At 43.7% G+C, this 19,608-nt stretch carries 11 protein-coding genes, 2 tRNA genes and 3 rRNA genes; 4 read left to right on the top strand and 12 right to left on the bottom strand.

Annotated features, from left to right (window positions below):
* Window positions 1-28 precede the first annotated feature (28 nt).
* A complete protein-coding gene (locus tag E2P86_RS04555) occupies window positions 29-1,894 on the top strand; it encodes a CocE/NonD family hydrolase (protein WP_134431127.1) in 1,866 nt (621 codons plus the stop codon).
* Window positions 1,895-1,946: 52 nt separating this feature from the next.
* On the opposite strand, the gene E2P86_RS04550 is transcribed toward E2P86_RS04555, so the two are convergent.
* The 11 genes from E2P86_RS04550 to spt form a co-directional block, all read right to left on the bottom strand.
* Window positions 1,947-3,425, bottom strand: coding sequence for a S10 family peptidase (locus tag E2P86_RS04550; protein ID WP_085473718.1), 1,479 nt, complete (start codon window positions 3,423-3,425; stop codon window positions 1,947-1,949).
* Between the two features lie 317 nt (window positions 3,426-3,742).
* Window positions 3,743-3,854 (bottom strand): 5S ribosomal RNA (rrf, locus tag E2P86_RS04545).
* A 100-nt stretch (window positions 3,855-3,954) separates the two neighbouring features.
* Window positions 3,955-6,839: ribosomal RNA gene (locus E2P86_RS04540) — 23S ribosomal RNA — on the bottom strand.
* Between the two features lie 193 nt (window positions 6,840-7,032).
* Window positions 7,033-7,106, bottom strand: a tRNA-Ala gene (locus tag E2P86_RS04535).
* 6 nt (window positions 7,107-7,112) lie between these two features.
* Window positions 7,113-7,189, bottom strand: a tRNA-Ile gene (locus E2P86_RS04530).
* Between the two features lie 123 nt (window positions 7,190-7,312).
* Window positions 7,313-8,842: ribosomal RNA gene (locus E2P86_RS04525) — 16S ribosomal RNA — on the bottom strand.
* Together the 16S, 23S and 5S rRNA genes with 2 tRNA genes alongside form the textbook arrangement of a ribosomal RNA operon.
* A 1,784-nt stretch (window positions 8,843-10,626) precedes the next feature.
* A complete protein-coding gene (locus tag E2P86_RS04520) occupies window positions 10,627-11,010 on the bottom strand; it encodes a GtrA family protein (RefSeq protein WP_085474446.1) in 384 nt (127 codons plus the stop codon).
* A 3-nt stretch (window positions 11,011-11,013) separates the two neighbouring features.
* The gene (locus E2P86_RS04515; RefSeq protein ID WP_085474537.1) at window positions 11,014-11,700 is read right to left on the bottom strand and encodes a CDP-alcohol phosphatidyltransferase family protein; all 687 of its coding nucleotides are present in this window, start codon (window positions 11,698-11,700) and stop codon (window positions 11,014-11,016) included.
* Window positions 11,701-11,711: 11 nt separating this feature from the next.
* Window positions 11,712-12,710 carry an NAD-dependent epimerase/dehydratase family protein gene (locus tag E2P86_RS04510; protein WP_134431124.1) on the bottom strand — a complete coding sequence of 333 codons (999 nt, stop codon included), beginning with the start codon at window positions 12,708-12,710 and terminating at the stop codon, window positions 11,712-11,714.
* Window positions 12,707-13,828: a GNAT family N-acetyltransferase gene (locus E2P86_RS04505; RefSeq protein WP_085474448.1), complete on the bottom strand. Its 1,122-nt coding sequence runs from the start codon at window positions 13,826-13,828 to the stop codon at window positions 12,707-12,709. The genes E2P86_RS04510 and E2P86_RS04505 overlap by 4 nt, the downstream gene beginning before the upstream one ends.
* Window positions 13,829-13,832: 4 nt before the next feature.
* Window positions 13,833-15,041 (bottom strand): serine palmitoyltransferase, encoded by a 1,209-nt coding sequence (gene spt, locus E2P86_RS04500; protein WP_085474449.1) that lies wholly within the window; start codon window positions 15,039-15,041, stop codon window positions 13,833-13,835.
* A 356-nt stretch (window positions 15,042-15,397) separates the two neighbouring features.
* Between spt and smpB the strand changes: the two genes are divergently transcribed.
* Complete coding sequence (smpB, locus tag E2P86_RS04495; protein WP_085474450.1) at window positions 15,398-15,853, top strand: SsrA-binding protein SmpB; 456 nt, start codon at window positions 15,398-15,400, stop codon at window positions 15,851-15,853.
* 5 nt (window positions 15,854-15,858) lie between these two features.
* Here smpB and E2P86_RS04490 read toward each other — a convergent pair whose 3' ends face one another.
* A complete protein-coding gene (locus E2P86_RS04490; protein ID WP_134431121.1) occupies window positions 15,859-16,767 on the bottom strand; it encodes an AraC family transcriptional regulator in 909 nt (302 codons plus the stop codon).
* A gap of 150 nt (window positions 16,768-16,917) precedes the next feature.
* Between E2P86_RS04490 and E2P86_RS04485 the strand changes: the two genes are divergently transcribed.
* Window positions 16,918-18,420, top strand: a complete 1,503-nt coding sequence (locus tag E2P86_RS04485) for an aldehyde dehydrogenase family protein (RefSeq protein ID WP_085474452.1) — start codon at window positions 16,918-16,920, stop codon at window positions 18,418-18,420.
* A 93-nt stretch (window positions 18,421-18,513) separates the two neighbouring features.
* Window positions 18,514-19,542, top strand: coding sequence for an alcohol dehydrogenase AdhP (adhP, locus tag E2P86_RS04480; protein ID WP_085474453.1), 1,029 nt, complete (start codon window positions 18,514-18,516; stop codon window positions 19,540-19,542).
* Window positions 19,543-19,608 lie beyond the last annotated feature (66 nt).

The raw sequence follows: 19,608 nt of genomic DNA, 5'->3' as shown, positions 1-19,608 counted from the left end.
ATGCCAATTAGAAAGATCCAAATTTATCATGATGTTTAAATACATACTAACAGTTGCTTGCTGCGTTTTAATTTTCTACTGTACGGGGCAAGAGGTTAATGAACAGTATATTCGAGACCACTATGACAAGCGTGAGGAATACATTACGATGCGTGATGGCAAACGCTTATTCACCGCCATTTACACCCCTAAGGACAAGAGTGAGTCATATCCTATTTTACTAAACCGGACCCCTTACACAGTTGCTCCATATGGTATAGACAAATACAAAGCTTATTTGGGAAATTTTCCAGAAATGTCAAAAAAGGGATACATTTTTGTTTACCAAGATGTACGCGGCAAATGGATGAGCGAAGGCGTTTTTGAAGATATCAGACCCACCGCGACACCACAGAATGGATATAAGATCGACGAGAGTACCGATACCTATGACACGATTGACTGGTTAGTAAAAAACATCCCAAATAACAATAAAAAAGTAGGTATGTACGGCATCTCCTACCCTGGCTTTTACGCCACCGTTGGATTGGTGAAGAGTCACCCAGCCTTAAAAGCCGTATCACCACAGGCGCCCGTTACAGATTGGTTTATTGGAGATGATTTTCACCACGGTGGTGCCTTATTTCTTATGGATGCCTTTCGCTTTATGTATACTTTTGATGCTCCACGTCCTCAGCCTATTACGAATCTTCACGGGCCAAAGGGATTTCAACTACCGGGCAAGGATTATACGAAATTCTTTATGGCACACCCCACCCTACGTGAATTAAAATCAAAATACCTAAGTCATACCGTTAAATTCTGGGATGATTTAGCTAAACATGACACACGGGACACATTTTGGGTTAGTCGTACGATAACCGAACATCTTACGGGCGTAAAGCCAGCTGTTATGGTCGTGGGAGGTTTATTTGATGCCGAAGACACCTATGGTGCATTCGAAACCTACCGTCAAATAGAACAGCGCAATCCAAAAAGTAACAATACACTGGTGATGGGACCATGGTATCATGGTGGTTGGTCACGCGCAACAGGTGAATCATTAGGAGATATCAAATTTGACCAGCCTACCAGTACGTACTATCAAGAAGAGATCGAACTCCCATTTTTTGACTTTTACCTGAAAGGAAAAGGTACATTTAACCCCGCCGAGGCGACAATCTTTGTAACAGGAAGTAATACATGGAAGAAATTCACACAATGGCCACCTAGAGAAACAATGGATCTCACCCTGTACCTCCGTGCTAATGGTGAAATAAGTATGCATAAAGCAAATGCAGCAGAAAAGGCAATTCAATATATGAGTGACCCTGCAAAACCCGTACCCTTTCAAGAAGGTATAATTACGGAACGAACACGTGAATATATGCTGGCAGATCAACGTTTTGTAACAAATAGACCTGATGTCCTTGTCTTTCAAACCGCTCCACTTGAGGAAGATATGACACTAACTGGGCCAGTACTGGCGGATCTTCAAGTGGCTATGACGGGGACGGATGCTGATTTCATTGTAAAACTGATTGATGTATATCCAGACACAACAACGGCTGTTTCACCTCGTAACGATAAGACCGTAATGCAAGGCTACCAAATGCTGGTTCGTGGGGAAGTTTTACGAGGTAAATTTAGATCCGATTTTGCCAAACCTATCCCCCTTACACCGAACGCAAAGACGACGGTTAATGTGAATCTTCCTGATATAGCTCATACCTTCAAAAAAGGTCATCGTATTATGATTCAAGTTCAACATACCTGGTTTCCGTTGGTGGATAGAAACCCGAACAAGTTCATGAATATTTATGAAGCAAAAGCAGAAGATTTTATACCTAACACGCATACCTTATATGTTGATGGCGATAAGTCCAGTAGTATAAAAGTTAAGGTTTTAAAATAAAACCAATACAAACAAAAGCTCCTAGCATCTGAATATGCTAGGAGCTTTTTACTTAATATTTAGCAGGTTGTCCTTCTTTCGGCGTGGACGCCCGAATAAAGTCACGTATATCTTTTGTTGCTTGCATTAAATCATCCTTTCGAAGGTACATCATATGCCCACTTCTATAGCCTTTAAATGACATGCGATTGGCAAGCTTACCCGAAGGATCCATTTGCCACATATTATATTTCGCATTAAAATAATCTGTTGCTCCATCATAATAGCCTGCTTGCACCATCACATGCAAGTAAGGATTTGCGGCCATCGCTTGTCGTAAACTAGCTCCGGTATTGTCGTTACTACGATCCCATGGATGAACCGAACCAAACATATTATATTTCACGTCGGTCTTATACCCCAGTTCATTCATCATATAATAGTTAATAGCGGGCGTAAAGGAATGTAACCATGACGTAAGCTCCGCATTGTAGTCGGGGCGCTCTCCACCATCTTTGAGGTCTAAACCCAGATATCGCGAATCTAACCTACCCACGGTGAAACCTTCACTACGCATCAATTCTTTCCAAAAGAAAGAGGTAGATATATCCAAGTTATGTTGCGCAATAACTGTGGTTGATAAAGAAGTGTAAGCAGACATTTTTTCAATAATTGCAGCTTTCTCTCCCGGATTAATACTATACCCTCTAGCAATGGCGGGGAGTACCTTATCTAGGGTAAATGCTTCCACTTCCGTTAATAAATCCTCGAGATCTCTGCCTTGTAATTGTGGACTAAGTTGCTGATGATACCAAGCTGCCGCGGTAAAGTAAGGTAACCGCAGTGCTTTTTCGATGGCTCCCTCTCGCTTAATGCCGAGGTCGGTAGGCGAAACAAGGATAACACCGTTCAGATACATCCATTGTGCATTTTGAAGCTCTAAAGCTAAGCCGGAAACCCGTGTCGTACCATAGCTTTCTCCAATAAGATACTTTGGAGATGTCCAACGATTGTGCCGCGTTACAAAAGTATTTAGCCACTCCGCAAGATAGCGGATATCAGCGTTGGTACCAAAAAAGAGCGTACGATCGGCCTTGTCATCCAAAATCCGGGAATAGCCAGTGTTCACAGGATTTACATATATAATATCTGCAACATCTAATATCGTGTAAGGATTTTCTTTGAAACCGTAAGGTTGTACAGGATATCCCTCATCATCAATATTTAATAAACGAGGGCCTGTATAGGCCAACTGCATCCATACCGAAGCGGATCCAGGTCCACCATTAAACGATATAACCAAGGGTCGCTTCCCCAAATCACGCACATCATCACGTGTATAGTAGGTATAATTTACCGCGGCCAATACCTTTCCTTTGTCATCCCATACCGGCTGTGTACCCGTCTTTGCTGTGTAAGCAAAACGTTGTCCCCCACTACTAACCTGATGTTTGGTGGTTACGGCACTATCAGCCTCTGGAACACGTTGTGCCATAGACACGGTACCATAGCCCGACAATACCAAAAACATAAATAAAAAACGGAATTTCATAATCTTTACGCTTAGTTAGAAAACAAGTACAAGAAAAGACTTTTAATCTAAGCGAACAACTTTTCACAAGAATATTACGATAGTGTAGTTCGTTGTTGATAGTTTTTAGATTATAGTTGGAGATAGTTGGTAGGTGTTGGCGCTTAGATCGTAGTTTATGGTTGGTTGTTTACAGACGATTCACTATAAACTACAAACTACCTTCCACAAACTAAAGCCTACAAACTACCTTCCACAAACTACTTTCTACAATCTACGATCTACCCACTAGCAAGCAAAAAAGCCCCTCCAGTTTCCTGAAGGGGCTTTCGTATAAAATTAGGCGCCGACCTACTCTCCCACCTGTTACGGCAATACCATCGGCTCTGGCGGGCTTGACTTCTCTGTTCGGAATGGGAAGAGGTAGACACCGCCGATATAGGCACCTGAATATCTTTATGTGCTTGCTATAAAATTTAAACAAACAACCAAATAACATATCAGGAAGAAAGAAGGGAAACAAGTAAGAAAACAACAGTGTTTCTATCGCTGTAGAAAGCTTCGGGCTATTAGTACTACTCGGCTTTGGTCTCTCAACCTTTACACCTATAGCCTATCAACGTTGTCATCTCCAACGACCCTATAAGGAAGTCTCATCTCGTGGCTAGTTTCGCACTTAGATGCTTTCAGCGCTTATCTATTCCAGACGTAGCTACCCTGCCGTACACCTGGCGGCATAACAGGTTCACCAGCGGTCTGTCCAACCCGGTCCTCTCGTACTAAGGTCAGATCCACTCAAACTTCCAACGCCCACAACAGATAGGGACCGAACTGTCTCGCGACGTTCTGAACCCAGCTCGCGTGCCACTTTAATGGGCGAACAGCCCAACCCTTGGGACCTTCTCCAGCCCCAGGATGTGACGAGCCGACATCGAGGTGCCAAACCTCCCCGTCGATATGAGCTCTTGGGGGAGATCAGCCTGTTATCCCCAGCGTACCTTTTATCCTTTGAGCGATGGCCCTTCCATACAGAACCACCGGATCACTATGTCCGTCTTTCGACCCTGGTCGACTTGTTGGTCTCACAGTCAAGCAAGCTTATGCCATTGCACTCCACGTACGGTTACCAAGCGTACTGAGCTTACCTTTGAAAGCCTCCGTTACCTTTTTGGAGGCGACCACCCCAGTCAAACTACCCACCAAACAATGTCCTCGATAAGATCGAGTTAGAAACCGAATACAGAAAGGGCGGTATTTCAAGGTTGATTCCACGACTCCTAGCGAAGCCGCTTCAACATCTCCCGCCTATCCTACACATCCTGTACCCAATTCCAATGTTAAGCTATAGTGAAGGTGCATGGGGTCTTTCCGTCCCGTTGCGGGTAACCGGCGTCTTCACCGATACCACAATTTCACCGAGCTCATGGCTGAGACAGCGCCCAGATCGTTACACCATTCGTGCAGGTCGGAACTTACCCGACAAGGAATTTCGCTACCTTAGGACCGTTATAGTTACGGCCGCCGTTTACTGGGGCTTCGATTCAATGCTTCTCTTGCGATGACATCCCCTCTTAACCTTCCAGCACCGGGCAGGTGTCAGGCCTTATACTTCATCTTTCGATTTCGCAAAGCCATATGTTTTTGCTAAACAGTCGCCTGGGCCTTTTCACTGCGGCTTCTCTATCTCTAGAGGAAGCGCCCCTTCTCCCGAAGTTACAGGGCCATTTTGCCGAGTTCCTTAGCCATGATTCACTCGAGCACCTTAGGATTCTCTCCTCGACTACCTGTGTCGGTTTACGGTACGGGTTTTTATAACCTGAAGCTTAGCGGGTTTTCTTGGAAGTCTGTTTACCTGCTCTATCAGCGCCACCGAAGCTTTGCTGTACTATTGGGTTTCAGCAGGGTCGGCGGATTTGCCTACCGTCCCTATACCTACGCCTTTCAACGAACTATTCCGTCAGTTCGCGGCAGTGTCACTACTCCGTCACCACATCGCAGTTATAAAAAGTACTGGAATATTAACCAGTTGTCCATCGGCTACCTCCTTTCGGATGCGCCTTAGGCCCCGACTAACCCTGATCCGATTAGCGTTGATCAGGAAACCTTAGTCTTTCGGTGGGCGGGTTTCTCACCCGCCTTATCGTTACTTATGCCTACATTTGCTTTTCTATGCTGTCCACAGCACATTACCATGCTGCTTCACCCACCATAGAATGCTCCCCTACCAGATGTAACCAATGTTACAAATCCATAGCTTCGGTAGTAATCTTGATGCCCGTTTATTATCCACGCCCGGCCGCTCGACTAGTGAGCTGTTACGCACTCTTTAAATGAATGGCTGCTTCCAAGCCAACATCCTAGCTGTCTGGGCAACCGGACCTCGTTAGTTCAACTTAGACTACATTTGGGGACCTTAGCTGATGGTCTGGGTTCTTTCCCTCTCGGCCTTGGACCTTAGCACCCAAAGCCTCACTGCAGATCATATCTAACAGCATTCGGAGTTCGTCTGGATTTGGTAGGATTTGACTCCCCCGCACCCAATCGGTAGCTCTACCTCTGCTAGACTTTATATCCACGCTGTTCCTAAAAACATTTCGGGGAGTACGAGCTATTTCCCAGTTTGATTGGCCTTTCACCCCTACCCTCAGGTCATCCGGAAACTTTTCAACGTTTATCGGTTCGGTCCTCCATTACATGTTACTGCAACTTCAACCTGCCCAAGGGTAGATCACAAGGTTTCGCGTCTACCTCTACTGACTATGCGCCCTATTCAGACTCGCTTTCGCTTCGGCTGCGTGGCTGAACCACTTAACCTTGCCAGTAAAGAGTAACTCGTAGGCTCATTATGCAAAAGGCACGCCGTCACTGGACCTGCCAGCTCCGACCGCTTGTAAGCACACGGTTTCAGGTTCTTTTCACTCCTCTGTTCGAGGTTCTTTTCACCTTTCCCTCACGGTACTGGTTCACTATCGGTCTCTCAGGAGTATTTAGCCTTACCAGATGGTGCTGGTGGATTCCCACAGGATTTCTCCGGTCCCGCGGTACTCAGGATACCACTATGCTGTCATTCTTTACCTGTACGGGGCTGTCACCCATATCGCGCAGTTTCCCACCTGCTTCCAGTTCATAGCGACAATACAATATCGTGGTCCTACAACCCCGGTATTGCCGTAACAATACCGGTTTGGGCTCTTTCCCGTTCGCTCGCCACTACTTGGGAAATCATTATTATTTTCTTCTCCTACGCTTACTTAGATGTTTCAGTTCGGCGCGTTCGCGTATTATACAACATACCTTCAGTATGTTAGGTTGCCCCATTCGGAAATCTTCGGATCAAATCGCATTTGCCAATCCCCGAAGCTTATCGCAGCTTATCACGTCCTTCATCGCCTCTGAGAGCCTAGGCATCCCCCGTGTGCCCTTATTTACTTTCTTCACCCATGCTCCTTTTGCTAAGCATGAGTTGCTTTTCGTGCCGCCCTAGCTAACCTCTACGATTAGTTAATAACGGACACTACTGTTGTTTTCTCTTGTGTCTTCTTTCTTCCAATATGTCAAAGAACTTTTCTTTTCGAACAGTCCATCTGTACCTATATACTATATATGTACAAACAGCGTCCAAAGATAGTGGAGAATAACGGATTCGAACCGTTGACCCCCTGCGTGCAAGGCAGGTGCTCTAGCCAGCTGAGCTAATTCCCCGTGTGATGGTAGTCCCGAGCAGATTTGAACTGCTGACCCCTACATTATCAGTGTAGTGCTCTAACCAACTGAGCTACGGGACTAGCTATTACTTCTCATCTTTCTCTCGGTGACCGAAACCCCTTAGGGATGGGCACTTTCTTCTTAATGTGTTTCTTTCCTATGAATCATGTGTGGCGTAACGAGCATCATTCCGGATACTCTAGAAAGGAGGTATTCCAGCCGCACCTTCCGGTACGGCTACCTTGTTACGACTTAGCCCCAATTATCGGTTTTGCCCTAACACGCTCCTTGCGGTTACATGCTTTAGGCACCCCCAACTTTCATGGCTTGACGGGCGGTGTGTACAAGGCCCGGGAACGTATTCACCGCGTCATTGCTGATACGCGATTACTAGCGAATCCAACTTCACGGGGTCGAGTTGCAGACCCCGATCCGAACTGTGAATGGCTTTTAGAGATTAGCATCACATTGCTGTGTAGCTGCCCGCTGTACCATCCATTGTAGCACGTGTGTAGCCCCGGACGTAAGGGCCATGATGACTTGACGTCGTCCCCGCCTTCCTCACTGCTTGCGCAGGCAGTCTGTTTAGAGTCCCCACCATTACATGCTGGCAACTAAACATAGGGGTTGCGCTCGTTGCGGGACTTAACCCAACACCTCACGGCACGAGCTGACGACAGCCATGCAGCACCTAGTTTCGTGTCCCGAAGGAAGGATGCGTCTCTGCATCCGTCACTAACTTTCAAGCCCGGGTAAGGTTCCTCGCGTATCATCGAATTAAACCACATGCTCCTCCGCTTGTGCGGGCCCCCGTCAATTCCTTTGAGTTTCACCCTTGCGGGCGTACTCCCCAGGTGGATAACTTAACGCTTTCGCTGGGACGCTTACTGTATATCGCAAACATCGAGTTATCATCGTTTAGGGCGTGGACTACCAGGGTATCTAATCCTGTTTGATCCCCACGCTTTCGTGCATCAGCGTCAATTATCGTTTAGATAGCTGCCTTCGCAATCGGAGTTCTGAGACATATCTATGCATTTCACCGCTACTTGTCTCATTCCGCCATCTTCAGCGACATTCAAGCCCATCAGTATCAAGAGCACTGCGACAGTTGAGCTGCCGTCTTTCACTCCTGACTTAATGGGCCGCCTACGCACCCTTTAAACCCAATAAATCCGGATAACGCTCGGATCCTCCGTATTACCGCGGCTGCTGGCACGGAGTTAGCCGATCCTTATTCTTCGAGTACATTCAGCTACTTACACGTAAGTAGGTTTATTCCTCGACAAAAGCAGTTTACAACCCATAGGGCAGTCATCCTGCACGCGGCATGGCTGGTTCAGAGTTCCCTCCATTGACCAATATTCCTTACTGCTGCCTCCCGTAGGAGTCTGGTCCGTGTCTCAGTACCAGTGTGGGGGATTCTCCTCTCAGAGCCCCTAGACATCGTCGCCTTGGTAAGCCGTTACCTTACCAACTAGCTAATGTCACGCGAGCCCATCCATATCCTATAAATATTTAAATGTCCGACCATGCGATCAAACATTGTTATGCGGTGTTAATCCGACTTTCGCCGGGCTATCCCCCTGATATGGGTAGGTTGCTCACGCGTTACGCACCCGTGCGCCACTCTCACCAGAATGAAGCAAGCTTCACCCTGGATCCCGTTCGACTTGCATGTATTAGGCCTGCCGCTAGCGTTCATCCTGAGCCAGGATCAAACTCTCCATTGTAAAAATGAATTGTTCGACACCTAACTATTTATCAAAATAATTAGAATTGTCTTGTATTAATATCTAATCCGAATTGACTAAGGTTGATTTTGTTTTTTGTTAACTTTCGCTGAACAAAAATTCAACTACTCGTTACGCTACATGATATCATTTTCTTAAAGAACTGCTCTCGCCGCCGCGTCGCGCTTTGGCTTCTATATCTTGCCTTTTCAGGCTTGACCTATCTTGTTTGTGTTCCTTGTTTTCGGCTTACCGGAGTCGGTAAGTTTCGGTTGGGATACCCTTCCTATCGGTTGGGACTGCAAAGGTAGAAAAGCTTTTTGGATTACCAAAATAAAAATGATTTTTATTTTGACCTTCCCGCATTCCAAAAATAAGGTAAAACCTCGCTCTATGTGCTCAGCAACCTCGTTTTTGACCTTCATTTCAATCGTTCCTCCCTTGCGGAGTGGTGCAAAGGTAGAAAACTTTACCTATTCCCTCCAAGACTTTGTTGGGTCTTTTTTTGGGATACAGCATAACGCGCTGTAAACGTGGTGGATATTTTTGTAGTTGGTAGATCGTAGTTGGTAGAAAGTAGTTCGTAGAGTATGGCTTGTAGATCGTAGTTTATGATTGTAGAAAGGGGCATGGGAATATAAGGGGACGTTCATGGATAATAGTTTTAAAGGAAGAGAGAATTCAGAAAAGAATAAGGACAAAAGGCTGCAGAAACATTAAAAGGATCATAATAAGGGTTGCCGCGCAGTGCCTCCGCGCAGTGGCGATCAGTTTTACCACATCATTACGAAGGTGTAGCAATCTTATTCGTAACAAGCCTAGTCTTTATGTGTGATTAATAGATCTAGATCGTTCTTATTGATATAGTCCGTGGATCCCTCCTAGCGTCGGGATGACGACCACTTGTTATGCGCGCGTTAAAACCTGTCTATAGCAGACTGCCTCATGTCTATGACACAGCTCGCTCGTTCGAGCCTGCCTACCGCAGGCGCTTGTAGCTCGGCCTTTTGATTGGGACACGAGCTAAAAGCTCGCGCCAGCAAATTGGCAATCTTATTCGTAGCAAGTCTAGTCTTTAGGTATGATTAATAGATCTACATCGTTCTTATTGATATAGTACTTAGATCCCTCCTAGCGTCGGGATGACGACCACTTGTTATGTGCGCGTTACAAACCTGCTTATCGCAGACTGCCTCATGGCAATGACACACCTCGCTAGTTCGAGCCTGCCTCCCGCAGGCACTTTTAGCTCGGCCTTTTCATTTGGACACGAGCTAAAAGCTCGCGCCAGCAAATTGGCAATCTTATTCGTAGCAAGTCTAGTCTTTAGGTATGATTAATAGATCTACATCGTTCTTATTGATATAGTACTTAGATCCCTCCTAGCGTCGGGATGACGACCACTTGTTATGTGCGCGTTACAAACCTGCTTATCGCAGACTGCCTCATGGCAATGACACACCTCGCTAGTTCGAGCCTGCCTCCCGCAGGCACTTTTAGCTCGGCCTTTTCATTTGGACACGAGCTAAAAGCTCGCGCCAGCGAATTGGTAATATTATTAGCAACAAGTCTAGTCTTTATGTATGATTAATAGATACAAATCATTCTTATCGATATAGTCCGTGGATCCCTCCTAGCGTCGGGATGACGAACACCGACTATAATCTACCCCCTACCAATCACAAATTAATCCCTATCAACTATAAACCACCAACTACAATCTATCCTCTATAAATTACCAACCACAAACTAATCCCTATCTACTACCAACTACAATCCACCCCCTACTTAAATACCCAATACTTTTGAAGTGTGAAGTTAAATCCTAGCGAAACGAGAATTTCGACGATAGCTTTTGACAGCAATGGGTGTAAACCCAGCAGGTCATGAAATACATATATACCGGATGATTTGAGCGTAATGCTACCGACAACAACAATGACAAACTTCCATAACTGACTTCCGACAGGTGTTGTCGTGTTATTAAAGGACCAATATCGATTTATCGTGAAATTCACCACGGCTCCAAGCGAACCACTGATTACATTTGATAAAACCGGAGAAAACAAAAACACCTTATAACATAAGGTGTATATACCAAAATCGCATAATCCGCCTAGAAAAGCAGACAACTGTGCTCGTAGGAATTCACGGAATTTGGCACTCATAATCTATTCAGCCTCCTCCGCTTTTGCTTTCTTCTCCGCCGCATCACGTTCATCACCCAACACCAACAACTTCTTTGTATCGCTTAGATTGATAAAGAACAACGCAATACATATACCCATAACAAGGTAATTGATACTACCTTTAAAAAGAACTTCTGCTAAAAGAACAGCACATATCACCACACGTACTTCGGTTGGTCCGAGTAGCCCGGCATCAATGGTATACTTATCTGTAATCTTGTATCGCAGTTGTGAGATGATCATAGCCCACCCGTACATGGCAACCAGGAAAAAACCTGAATATTTAAAATCATCGGGCGCATAGAAAACATAGCCTAAACCAATCAGAATGGTACTAATCCAATCCATAACGATATCGAGGGCAAAACCATACCATTTACGAGACTTATTTCTGTAAAACGCGATACGGCCATCCAGGGAATCTCCAAACCACTGCACAAAAAAACCAAAAATACCCAAAAGCAACCACGGTAAAGCCACATATTCTGCCAACAGAAAACTTCCTAAAACGATGACAGCCCCTAAGAAACCAATTGCTGTTAGGCCATCGGATGTAATAGAAGAAGGAATACGTGGTACCAAATAGGATATAAATTTTTGCTCTGGATTACTTAAAATGTTTGTACGCTTCCTATCTTGGAAAAGTTTCTTATTTATCTCTTGACTCATCTTCTCTTCTATTAAAACCAATTATTTTTTTTGTACCACAGCAGACTTGCCTTTAAACCTGTTTTGAGGTCATACTTTGGCATAAACCCTAATATATCCTTGGCTAGTTGAATATCGCATGCCCAATTCTGGGCCGTCAATTCATTTAATCTTTCAGGGTATAACACAGGAGTCTTCTTAGAGTTTTTATAAAACCACGCCGAAAGCATCGCAATCTTCTCCACAAGTGGATACGAAAGGTGTACACGCCACAGCTTCTTGCCTAGAGTTTCGGAAAAAATATCTGCCATAGCGTAACGGGAATACGCATTGCCATCTGTAATGTTAAACGTTGAAACTTCCGTACTGTTATTTTCGCAAGCTCGAAGTAAAACATCAACTAAATCGAGCACATATACAAAAGATAGCTTTTGTGGATTCTTGCCAATATACGCATCCAAACCTTTGTTCATCGTCTCAAAAAGAATAAATATATCTTTTTCACGTGGACCATAGACTGCTGTTGGGCGAATAATAGTAATAGGCTTATGAAGAAATTTCTCGTGGATCATACCTTCAGCCGCCTTCTTACTTCTGCCGTATACCGTAACGGGGTTATATGGGGTGTTTTCAGTAATATCCGAATCCTCGTATTTCACTGGGCCGACAGCAGCCAAACTACTTACAAAGACAAATTGTTTTGGCGGTACCGTTGCCTTATCAAAAGCCGCCTTTAGCAAATGCTCCGTATAGCTAACATTCACGTTGAACATCTCTGCTTCGGATTTTGCTTTGGTCATCGCTGCTGCATGGATAATATAATCATACCGCTCTTCTTCCAAAAGCTGCACGAGATTATCAACACAATTAAAATCGGGGTAAACGAACTTACGAACGTAAGGTTCAATATCTTTAATATTACTGGACTTGCGCACCGCAGCGTGTACCTCGAAGCCAGCCTCATGCGCCTTTTCGATCAAATGAAAACCGACAAAACCACTGGCACCAGTAATTAATATTTTTTTGCTCATATCGCTTTTTCGAAGAGACGATAACGTTTGTATAGTTCTCCGTTTATCTGCTCTATCGCATGATTCATCATATAATTGTTATCAAGCATCCAAGAACACTCCGCACCAATTATACCTTCTGGGGTTGCATTTTTTATTATTCGGCCGTAGAGACAAGCCTCAATGCCGAGTTTACGGTAATCATCTAAAACCCCAAGCATCAATACACGAAGGGATTTAATTTTTTTCAATCCGAAGAGTAGCTTAAAGATACCGAATGGCAATAAGCGTCCGCGTTTGACATTGATCAAAACCTCATTAATATTAGGGATACCGAGCGCAAAACCCACAATTTGATTGTCCTTTTCCGCTACAATACAAAATTTAGGGTTAACGATCATCTTTAGCTCCTTTGCCGTAAAGTCAAATTCAGCGTCAGTCATCGGCACAAAGCCAAGGTTTTCATCCCATGCTTTGTTATATACTTCCTTGATTTTCTTTGCTTCATTGGCAAAGTCTTTCAAATTAATTTCACGGAGCACAATTCCAGACCTCTTCAAGCGTGCTTCCAGCTTTTCAAGTAACAAAACGGAGCGTTGACTTGCTGTATTAGTGGCAACCCAATAAGCTCTAAGGTCCGTTTTTGTCGTGAAGTTAGCGCCATTGATTAACGCGGAATAGTAAGGCGGATTGTATGGCATCATCGCCATAGGTGGCTTATCAAAACCGTCAATCAACAATCCACACACATCATTGGTGGTTAGGTTAATTGGTCCAACGATTTTCGTTCCTCCTTTTTCCTTCACCCACGCTGTCGCAGTCTGCAATAAAGCATCCGCAACTTCTTGATTATTTATAGATTCAAAAAAGCCGAATTGGCCTTCTTGAACCTTATTAAAATCATTATGATTATTGTTCCATATGGCAAGAATACGCCCCACAACTTCACCATCTTTATACGCCAAAAAAGGCTGCGCCGAGGAATGCTGATAGAACGGATGCTTCTTTGGAGAAAGCAAATCCTGCTGTCCTAAGAATAATTCAGGGACATAATTTGGATCTTTCGCATAGAATGTATGCGGAAGATCTATAAATGTTGCAAGTTGCTTTTTATTCTCGACAGGAACAATCTCAATCATTGTATTAATTCATGAATGATTCAACCTCTACTGTCTTGAACACCTTCGCCATTTTATCAATTGCTTCATCAATCTGATCAAATGTATGCGTTGCCATCAGTGAGAAACGAATCAACGATTCCTCAGCAGGAACAGCAGGTGCAACGACAGGGTTTACGAAAACGCCATTATCTTGGAGCATTTTCGTCACATAATACGTTTTATCGTTATTACGAACAAAAATCGGAAGAATAGGACTTTCTGTTTCACCTAGGTCAAAGCCATTTTCAAGCAACAGTTTCTTTGCATAGTTCGTATTCGCCCACAATTTTTCAATGTGTTCAGGTTCTGTTTGGATAATTTCCAACGCTTTCAACGTTGAAGCAACAGAAGCAGGTGTCATACTGGCACTGAACATCAATGAGCGAGCACGGTGTTTTAGGTATTCGATTGTTTGCGCATCTGCCGCAACAAACCCGCCTAATGAAGCCAAAGATTTACTAAAAGTCCCCATAATAAGGTCAACATCTTCTGTTAATCCAAAGTGGCTTGCCGTACCTGCTCCTTTATCTCCGATTACCCCTAAAGAGTGTGCATCATCACATAAAATAGCCGCATCGTACTCATTAGCAATTTTTACCATATCAGGTAGATTAACGATATCCCCTTCCATACTAAAGATACCATCCGTAGCAATAAGCTTTAAGCTTTCTTCAGGCAAACGTGCAATTTTAGCACGCAAATCTTCCATATCATTGTGGGCATATTTGATTACTTTCGAGAAAGACAATCTACTACCATCAATAATTGAAGCGTGGTTACGCTCATCTAGAAGGATATAATCATTACGTCCTGTAAGACAAGATAAGGGGCCTAAATTAGACTGGAAGCCTGTACTAAAAAGTATAGCGGCCTCTTTACCTACATAATCCGCCAACTTCTCTTCCAGTTCCACGTGGATATCAAGGGTTCCATTTAAAAAACGAGAACCAGCACAACCTGTACCATATTTAGCCAACGCATCCTGAGCAGCTTCTATGATCCTAACATCGGTTGTTAAACCCAGATAAGAGTTCGACCCGAACATCAACACACGCTTCCCATCGATTATTACTTCCGTATCTTGTTTCGATTGGATCGGTCTAAAATATGCATATAGACCATTAGCCTTGATTGGTTCTAGTTCACTCTGCAGGAACTTAGAAGTTCTTTCACTTAACTTTCCCTTACTCATGCCGTAGGTATTTCTATTTTATGTGATAAAATTACTATAAAAATTGAGCTATTTACTTTTTGACTCTCAAGTAATAATCGTCAAAAGTAGAATAATAAATAAAAAAATACAATTTTACCTTTTAAAAGTCGTTTATTAATTAAAAACCAACGAACAACTTGTTAAAAACCAACATTGTATACATTACAGCTCAAAAAAAACCGCTGCAAACATACGAAACTTCGCTTGATTTAACATCATTTATAATACATATAAATATCATAAAATTAAATTATTGTTAAGATATTCGCAATAGTTTATGATTAAAAGTTCTATAAAATCACAAAATAGTTATTTTTGTGGTTCAACAATTAAAAATGGCAATTGCAGCAAACGTAAATATAAAAAATAAAAGCGCTTCTTTTGAGTATCATCTCTTAGACCGTTATGTCGCGGGAATCAGCTTGTTAGGTACGGAAATAAAATCTATTCGGGAAGGTAAAGCGAACATTAACGACAGCTTCTGTGCTTTTTTTGAAGATGGTCTATATCTCCGGAATATGCATATCGCAGAATATTCCTTTGGCTCATTTTATAACCACGAAGCAAAACGAGACCGTAAATTATTACTTACGAAGAAAGAGTTAAAAAAATTGAAAGATAAAGGCGAAGAGAAAGGTTTTACGATCGTGCCTTTACGTATTTTTATTAATGAGAGAGGCTTTGCTAAAGTAGAGATAGCGCTCGCCCAAGGTAAAAAAGATTTCGATAAACGCGACACCATTAAGGAACGAGAAAGCAAACGTGAATTGGATCGTGCTATGAAGCGATAAACCACTTAGAACATCATTATGTACCGTCCAGGTGTAATTCCCTCTCGTTGTTTAAATAAACGAACAAAATAATTGATATCTGAAAAGCCTGCCGAAAAGCAGGCTATTTTTACACTTTTCGATTGCTGTAGAACCTGTTTCGCGTAAGCAATCCGTTCCCGAATAACATACTCGACCGGGCTAACCCCTAATTCGGTCTTAAACGCCCTGGACAACGCACTTTTACTCATCCCCGCTTCCGCGGCCAAGGTATCCAGCGATATTTTTTCTCCGATATTTTGACGTATATAGCTTTTCAGGTATGTAAAAGGTGTACTGTTATTTTTCGTATCCGTATCGAGTACCAGTAACCCCTGCGTCTGCATAATACGGATCATAAGTTCCTTTAACACTAAATCCGCCAAAGCCTCTTTATGGATATCCGTACTTAAACTAACCTGAAATAATCGATTGGTCAGTCGTACCAACTCATCGTTATTACTAAAGTGAAACTTGTCCAATTGAAACGACCACGCCGAACGTTCACTCTTCTTTGGATAAAATTCATTTAAATATTGTACCACTTCCCCGATCTTATCTGCGCCGATTGAAATCGCCGTACACTGTGTCGGGGCAGCCAGTTGCGCCTCTGGAAAATCAATACGCATTGGTGTATACTCGGGTAGCAACAAGGTCTCACCGGGATGGTAATCAAAAGAAACCTTATCCTGCAGATGCATCACTTTCTTTCCCTTGAGCATATTTATAATCACCAAATCATTAAATTGTAGTGGTATCTGCTCACTTGCTTCGTACGTTTCAAAAATATTCAATTCAAAATTCCGTAGCGTAAATGCACGTTTATTTTCAACGAGTCGATCCAGTTCCCCTTTTGTGGATAACGGCAGCTGCTGCAGTAAATGGTTCTGTGACATGGTCCCTCCTGTACTAATACGAGTATATTGATTAACGATTTACCTAAAGGTAGCAAAATAATGCTATCCATTGGCACAAAAATGCTACAGAAAAAACAACTAGCCACCTAGCTTTGTTTTAGTTATAAACCCGTTTAAAATTAAGTGATCATGAGTACGATTAAAAAACCAACGTTCAAAGAACGTTATGACAATTACATTGGCGGCAAATTTGTCGCTCCTATCCATGGTAAATATTTCGACAATATATCCCCTGTTGATGGCAAAGTGTTCACACAAGCCGCACACTCCACCAAAGAAGATATCGAGCTTGCCGTAGACACCGCCAGCAAAGCTTTTGAAAGTTTCAGTAAAACTTCACCCACCGAACGGAGTATCATGTTAAACCGCATTGCGGATCGGATCGAAGAAAACTTAGAATATATCGCCGCTGTTGAAACGATTGACAATGGAAAGGCTGTGCGAGAGACTTTAAACGCAGACATTCCGTTAGCTATTGATCACTTTCGTTATTTTGCGAGTGTTATCCGCGCGGAAGAGGGATCCATCAACGAACTAGACAAGGATACCGTATCCATTATTGTACACGAACCAATCGGTGTTATCGCACAAATTATTCCATGGAATTTCCCTATTCTCATGGCCGTTTGGAAGCTTGCTCCAGCGCTGGCTGCAGGAAACTGTGTGGTACTGAAGCCTGCAGAGAGCACGCCTACTTCTATCCTCGTCCTTATGGAACTGATTGGCGACCTGATCCCTGCGGGGGTGATCAACGTTGTGAATGGCTTTGGCTCCGAACTGGGCCGCACGTTGGTAACCAACCCTAAAGTTTCCAAAGCCGCCTTTACGGGATCAACTGCAACAGGACGTATGGTTATGCAATATGCAACAGAGAACATCATACCTGTAACCTTAGAACTAGGTGGTAAATCACCCAATCTTTTCTTTAGTTCGGTGATGGATCATGATGATGACTTTCTGGATAAAGCCATCGAAGGAGCTGTTCTCTTTGCATTGAATCAAGGTGAGATCTGTACTTGTCCCTCTCGCCTACTGATTCAGGAAGATATATATGATCGATTTATTGCTAAAGTCATAGACCGTGTCAACAAAATAAAAGTAGGTGACCCATTAGATCCAACAACCATGATGGGGGCACAGGCATCGAAAATCCAGAAAGACAAGATCATGTCTTATATTAAATTAGGAAAAGAAGAAGGCGCTGAGGTATTAACAGGAGGTGATGAAAACGTATTGGGTGACGGTCTTGAAGCAGGCTACTACATTAAGCCAACCTTATTTAAGGGCACAAACAAAATGCGTATTTTCCAAGAGGAGATTTTTGGTCCTGTCTTAGCGGTGACCACTTTCAAAGATGAGGCGGAAGCCATCGCGATTGCCAATGATACGATGTATGGATTAGGAGCCGGTGTATGGACCCGCGATGCACATCAACTGTATCAGATTCCGCGCGCCATACAAGCCGGACGTGTGTGGGTGAACCAGTACCACTCTTACCCTGCAGGCGCTCCATTTGGTGGTTACAAACAATCTGGAATAGGGCGAGAGAATCACAAAATGATGTTGGATCATTACCGTCAGACAAAAAACATGCTCGTATCATATAGCAAACAAAAACTCGGATTCTTTTAATTCCATTTAAAGCAATGAACCACTGCCCGTTGATCGTATTACGAGGAAGGCCGCAGTGGTTCATTCCTACCTTTAATCATGTAAAACATCATTATGATTCCTAAAACCATGCAAGCTGCCGTTGTTCGTCATTTCGGACAACCGCTAAACATTGAAGAGGTCGAGGTAAAACGACCTGGAAGAAATCAGATTCTTGTAAAAGTAATTGCCAGCGGGGTCTGTCATACCGATCTACATGCGATCGACGGCGACTGGCCCGTTAAACCAAAAATGCCGTTGATACCGGGACACGAAGCTGTAGGATATGTCGCAGCTGTTGGCGAAGGCGTAACCAATGTCAAAGAAGGCGATGCCGTTGGCGTACCTTGGTTATACAGCGCCTGTGGCGGCTGTGAGCATTGTATTACCGGCTGGGAAACACTGTGTGAAAGTCAACAAAACGGTGGTTACAGTGTAGACGGTGGTTTTGCCGAATACGTTTTGGCTGATGCCCGTTATGTAGGACACTTACCGAGTAATGTAAACTTTTTAGAGATGGCCCCGATCCTCTGTGCAGGTGTCACAGTATACAAAGGATTGAAGGAAACCGAAACCAAACCTGGTGAATGGGTTGCAATTTCCGGGATCGGTGGCTTAGGTCATGTTGCCGTTCAATATGCCAAAGCCATGGGTATGCATGTCGCAGCGATCGATATAGCGGACGACAAGCTTGAATTGGCGAAACGCTTAGGAGCAGATTTAACCGTAAATGCCCGTAATGTAGACCCCGGACAGTTCTTACAGAAAGAAGTTGGCGGAATGCATGGTGCCCTTATTACTGCCGTCTCGCCTATCGCATTCAAACAAGGTATTGACGTTCTTCGTCGCAAGGGAACTATAGCCCTAAATGGACTTCCTCCGGGCAGCTTTGATTTACCGATTTTCGAAACTGTATTAAAACGCATTACGGTTCGCGGTTCGATTGTGGGAACACGAAAAGATCTACAAGAGGCCATAGCCTTTGCCAATGAAGGTAAAGTAAAAGCAAATGTTACTTCAGCCAAACTAGGCGACATCAATGAGGTTCTAGACCGCATGAAGAAAGGACAAATTGAAGGGCGTATGGTTTTAGATATGGCCTAACAAACACGTACTAAGTAAAAAAAGAATACGGTTTCATCCCACGCCCATAGCCGCCGCGATGGCTCC

This window comes from Sphingobacterium psychroaquaticum (assembly GCF_004421025.1).
GTDB classification, from domain to species: domain Bacteria; phylum Bacteroidota; class Bacteroidia; order Sphingobacteriales; family Sphingobacteriaceae; genus Sphingobacterium; species Sphingobacterium psychroaquaticum.
This window is presented reverse-complemented; position numbering and strand designations above follow the sequence as displayed.

Bases quoted from the DNA above. Each gene is read 5' to 3' on its own strand.
- E2P86_RS04555 (WP_134431127.1), top strand. From the start codon at position 29: ATGATGTTTAAATACATACTAACAGTTGCTTGCTGCGTTTTAATTTTC.
- E2P86_RS04550 (WP_085473718.1), bottom strand. From the start codon at position 3,425: ATGAAATTCCGTTTTTTATTTATGTTTTTGGTATTGTCGGGCTATGGT.
- E2P86_RS04520 (WP_085474446.1), bottom strand. From the start codon at position 11,010: ATGAGTGCCAAATTCCGTGAATTCCTACGAGCACAGTTGTCTGCTTTT.
- E2P86_RS04515 (WP_085474537.1), bottom strand. From the start codon at position 11,700: ATGAGTCAAGAGATAAATAAGAAACTTTTCCAAGATAGGAAGCGTACA.
- E2P86_RS04510 (WP_134431124.1), bottom strand. From the start codon at position 12,710: ATGAGCAAAAAAATATTAATTACTGGTGCCAGTGGTTTTGTCGGTTTT.
- E2P86_RS04505 (WP_085474448.1), bottom strand. From the start codon at position 13,828: ATGATTGAGATTGTTCCTGTCGAGAATAAAAAGCAACTTGCAACATTT.
- spt (WP_085474449.1), bottom strand. From the start codon at position 15,041: ATGAGTAAGGGAAAGTTAAGTGAAAGAACTTCTAAGTTCCTGCAGAGT.
- smpB (WP_085474450.1), top strand. From the start codon at position 15,398: ATGGCAATTGCAGCAAACGTAAATATAAAAAATAAAAGCGCTTCTTTT.
- E2P86_RS04490 (WP_134431121.1), bottom strand. From the start codon at position 16,767: ATGTCACAGAACCATTTACTGCAGCAGCTGCCGTTATCCACAAAAGGG.
- E2P86_RS04485 (WP_085474452.1), top strand. From the start codon at position 16,918: ATGAGTACGATTAAAAAACCAACGTTCAAAGAACGTTATGACAATTAC.
- adhP (WP_085474453.1), top strand. From the start codon at position 18,514: ATGATTCCTAAAACCATGCAAGCTGCCGTTGTTCGTCATTTCGGACAA.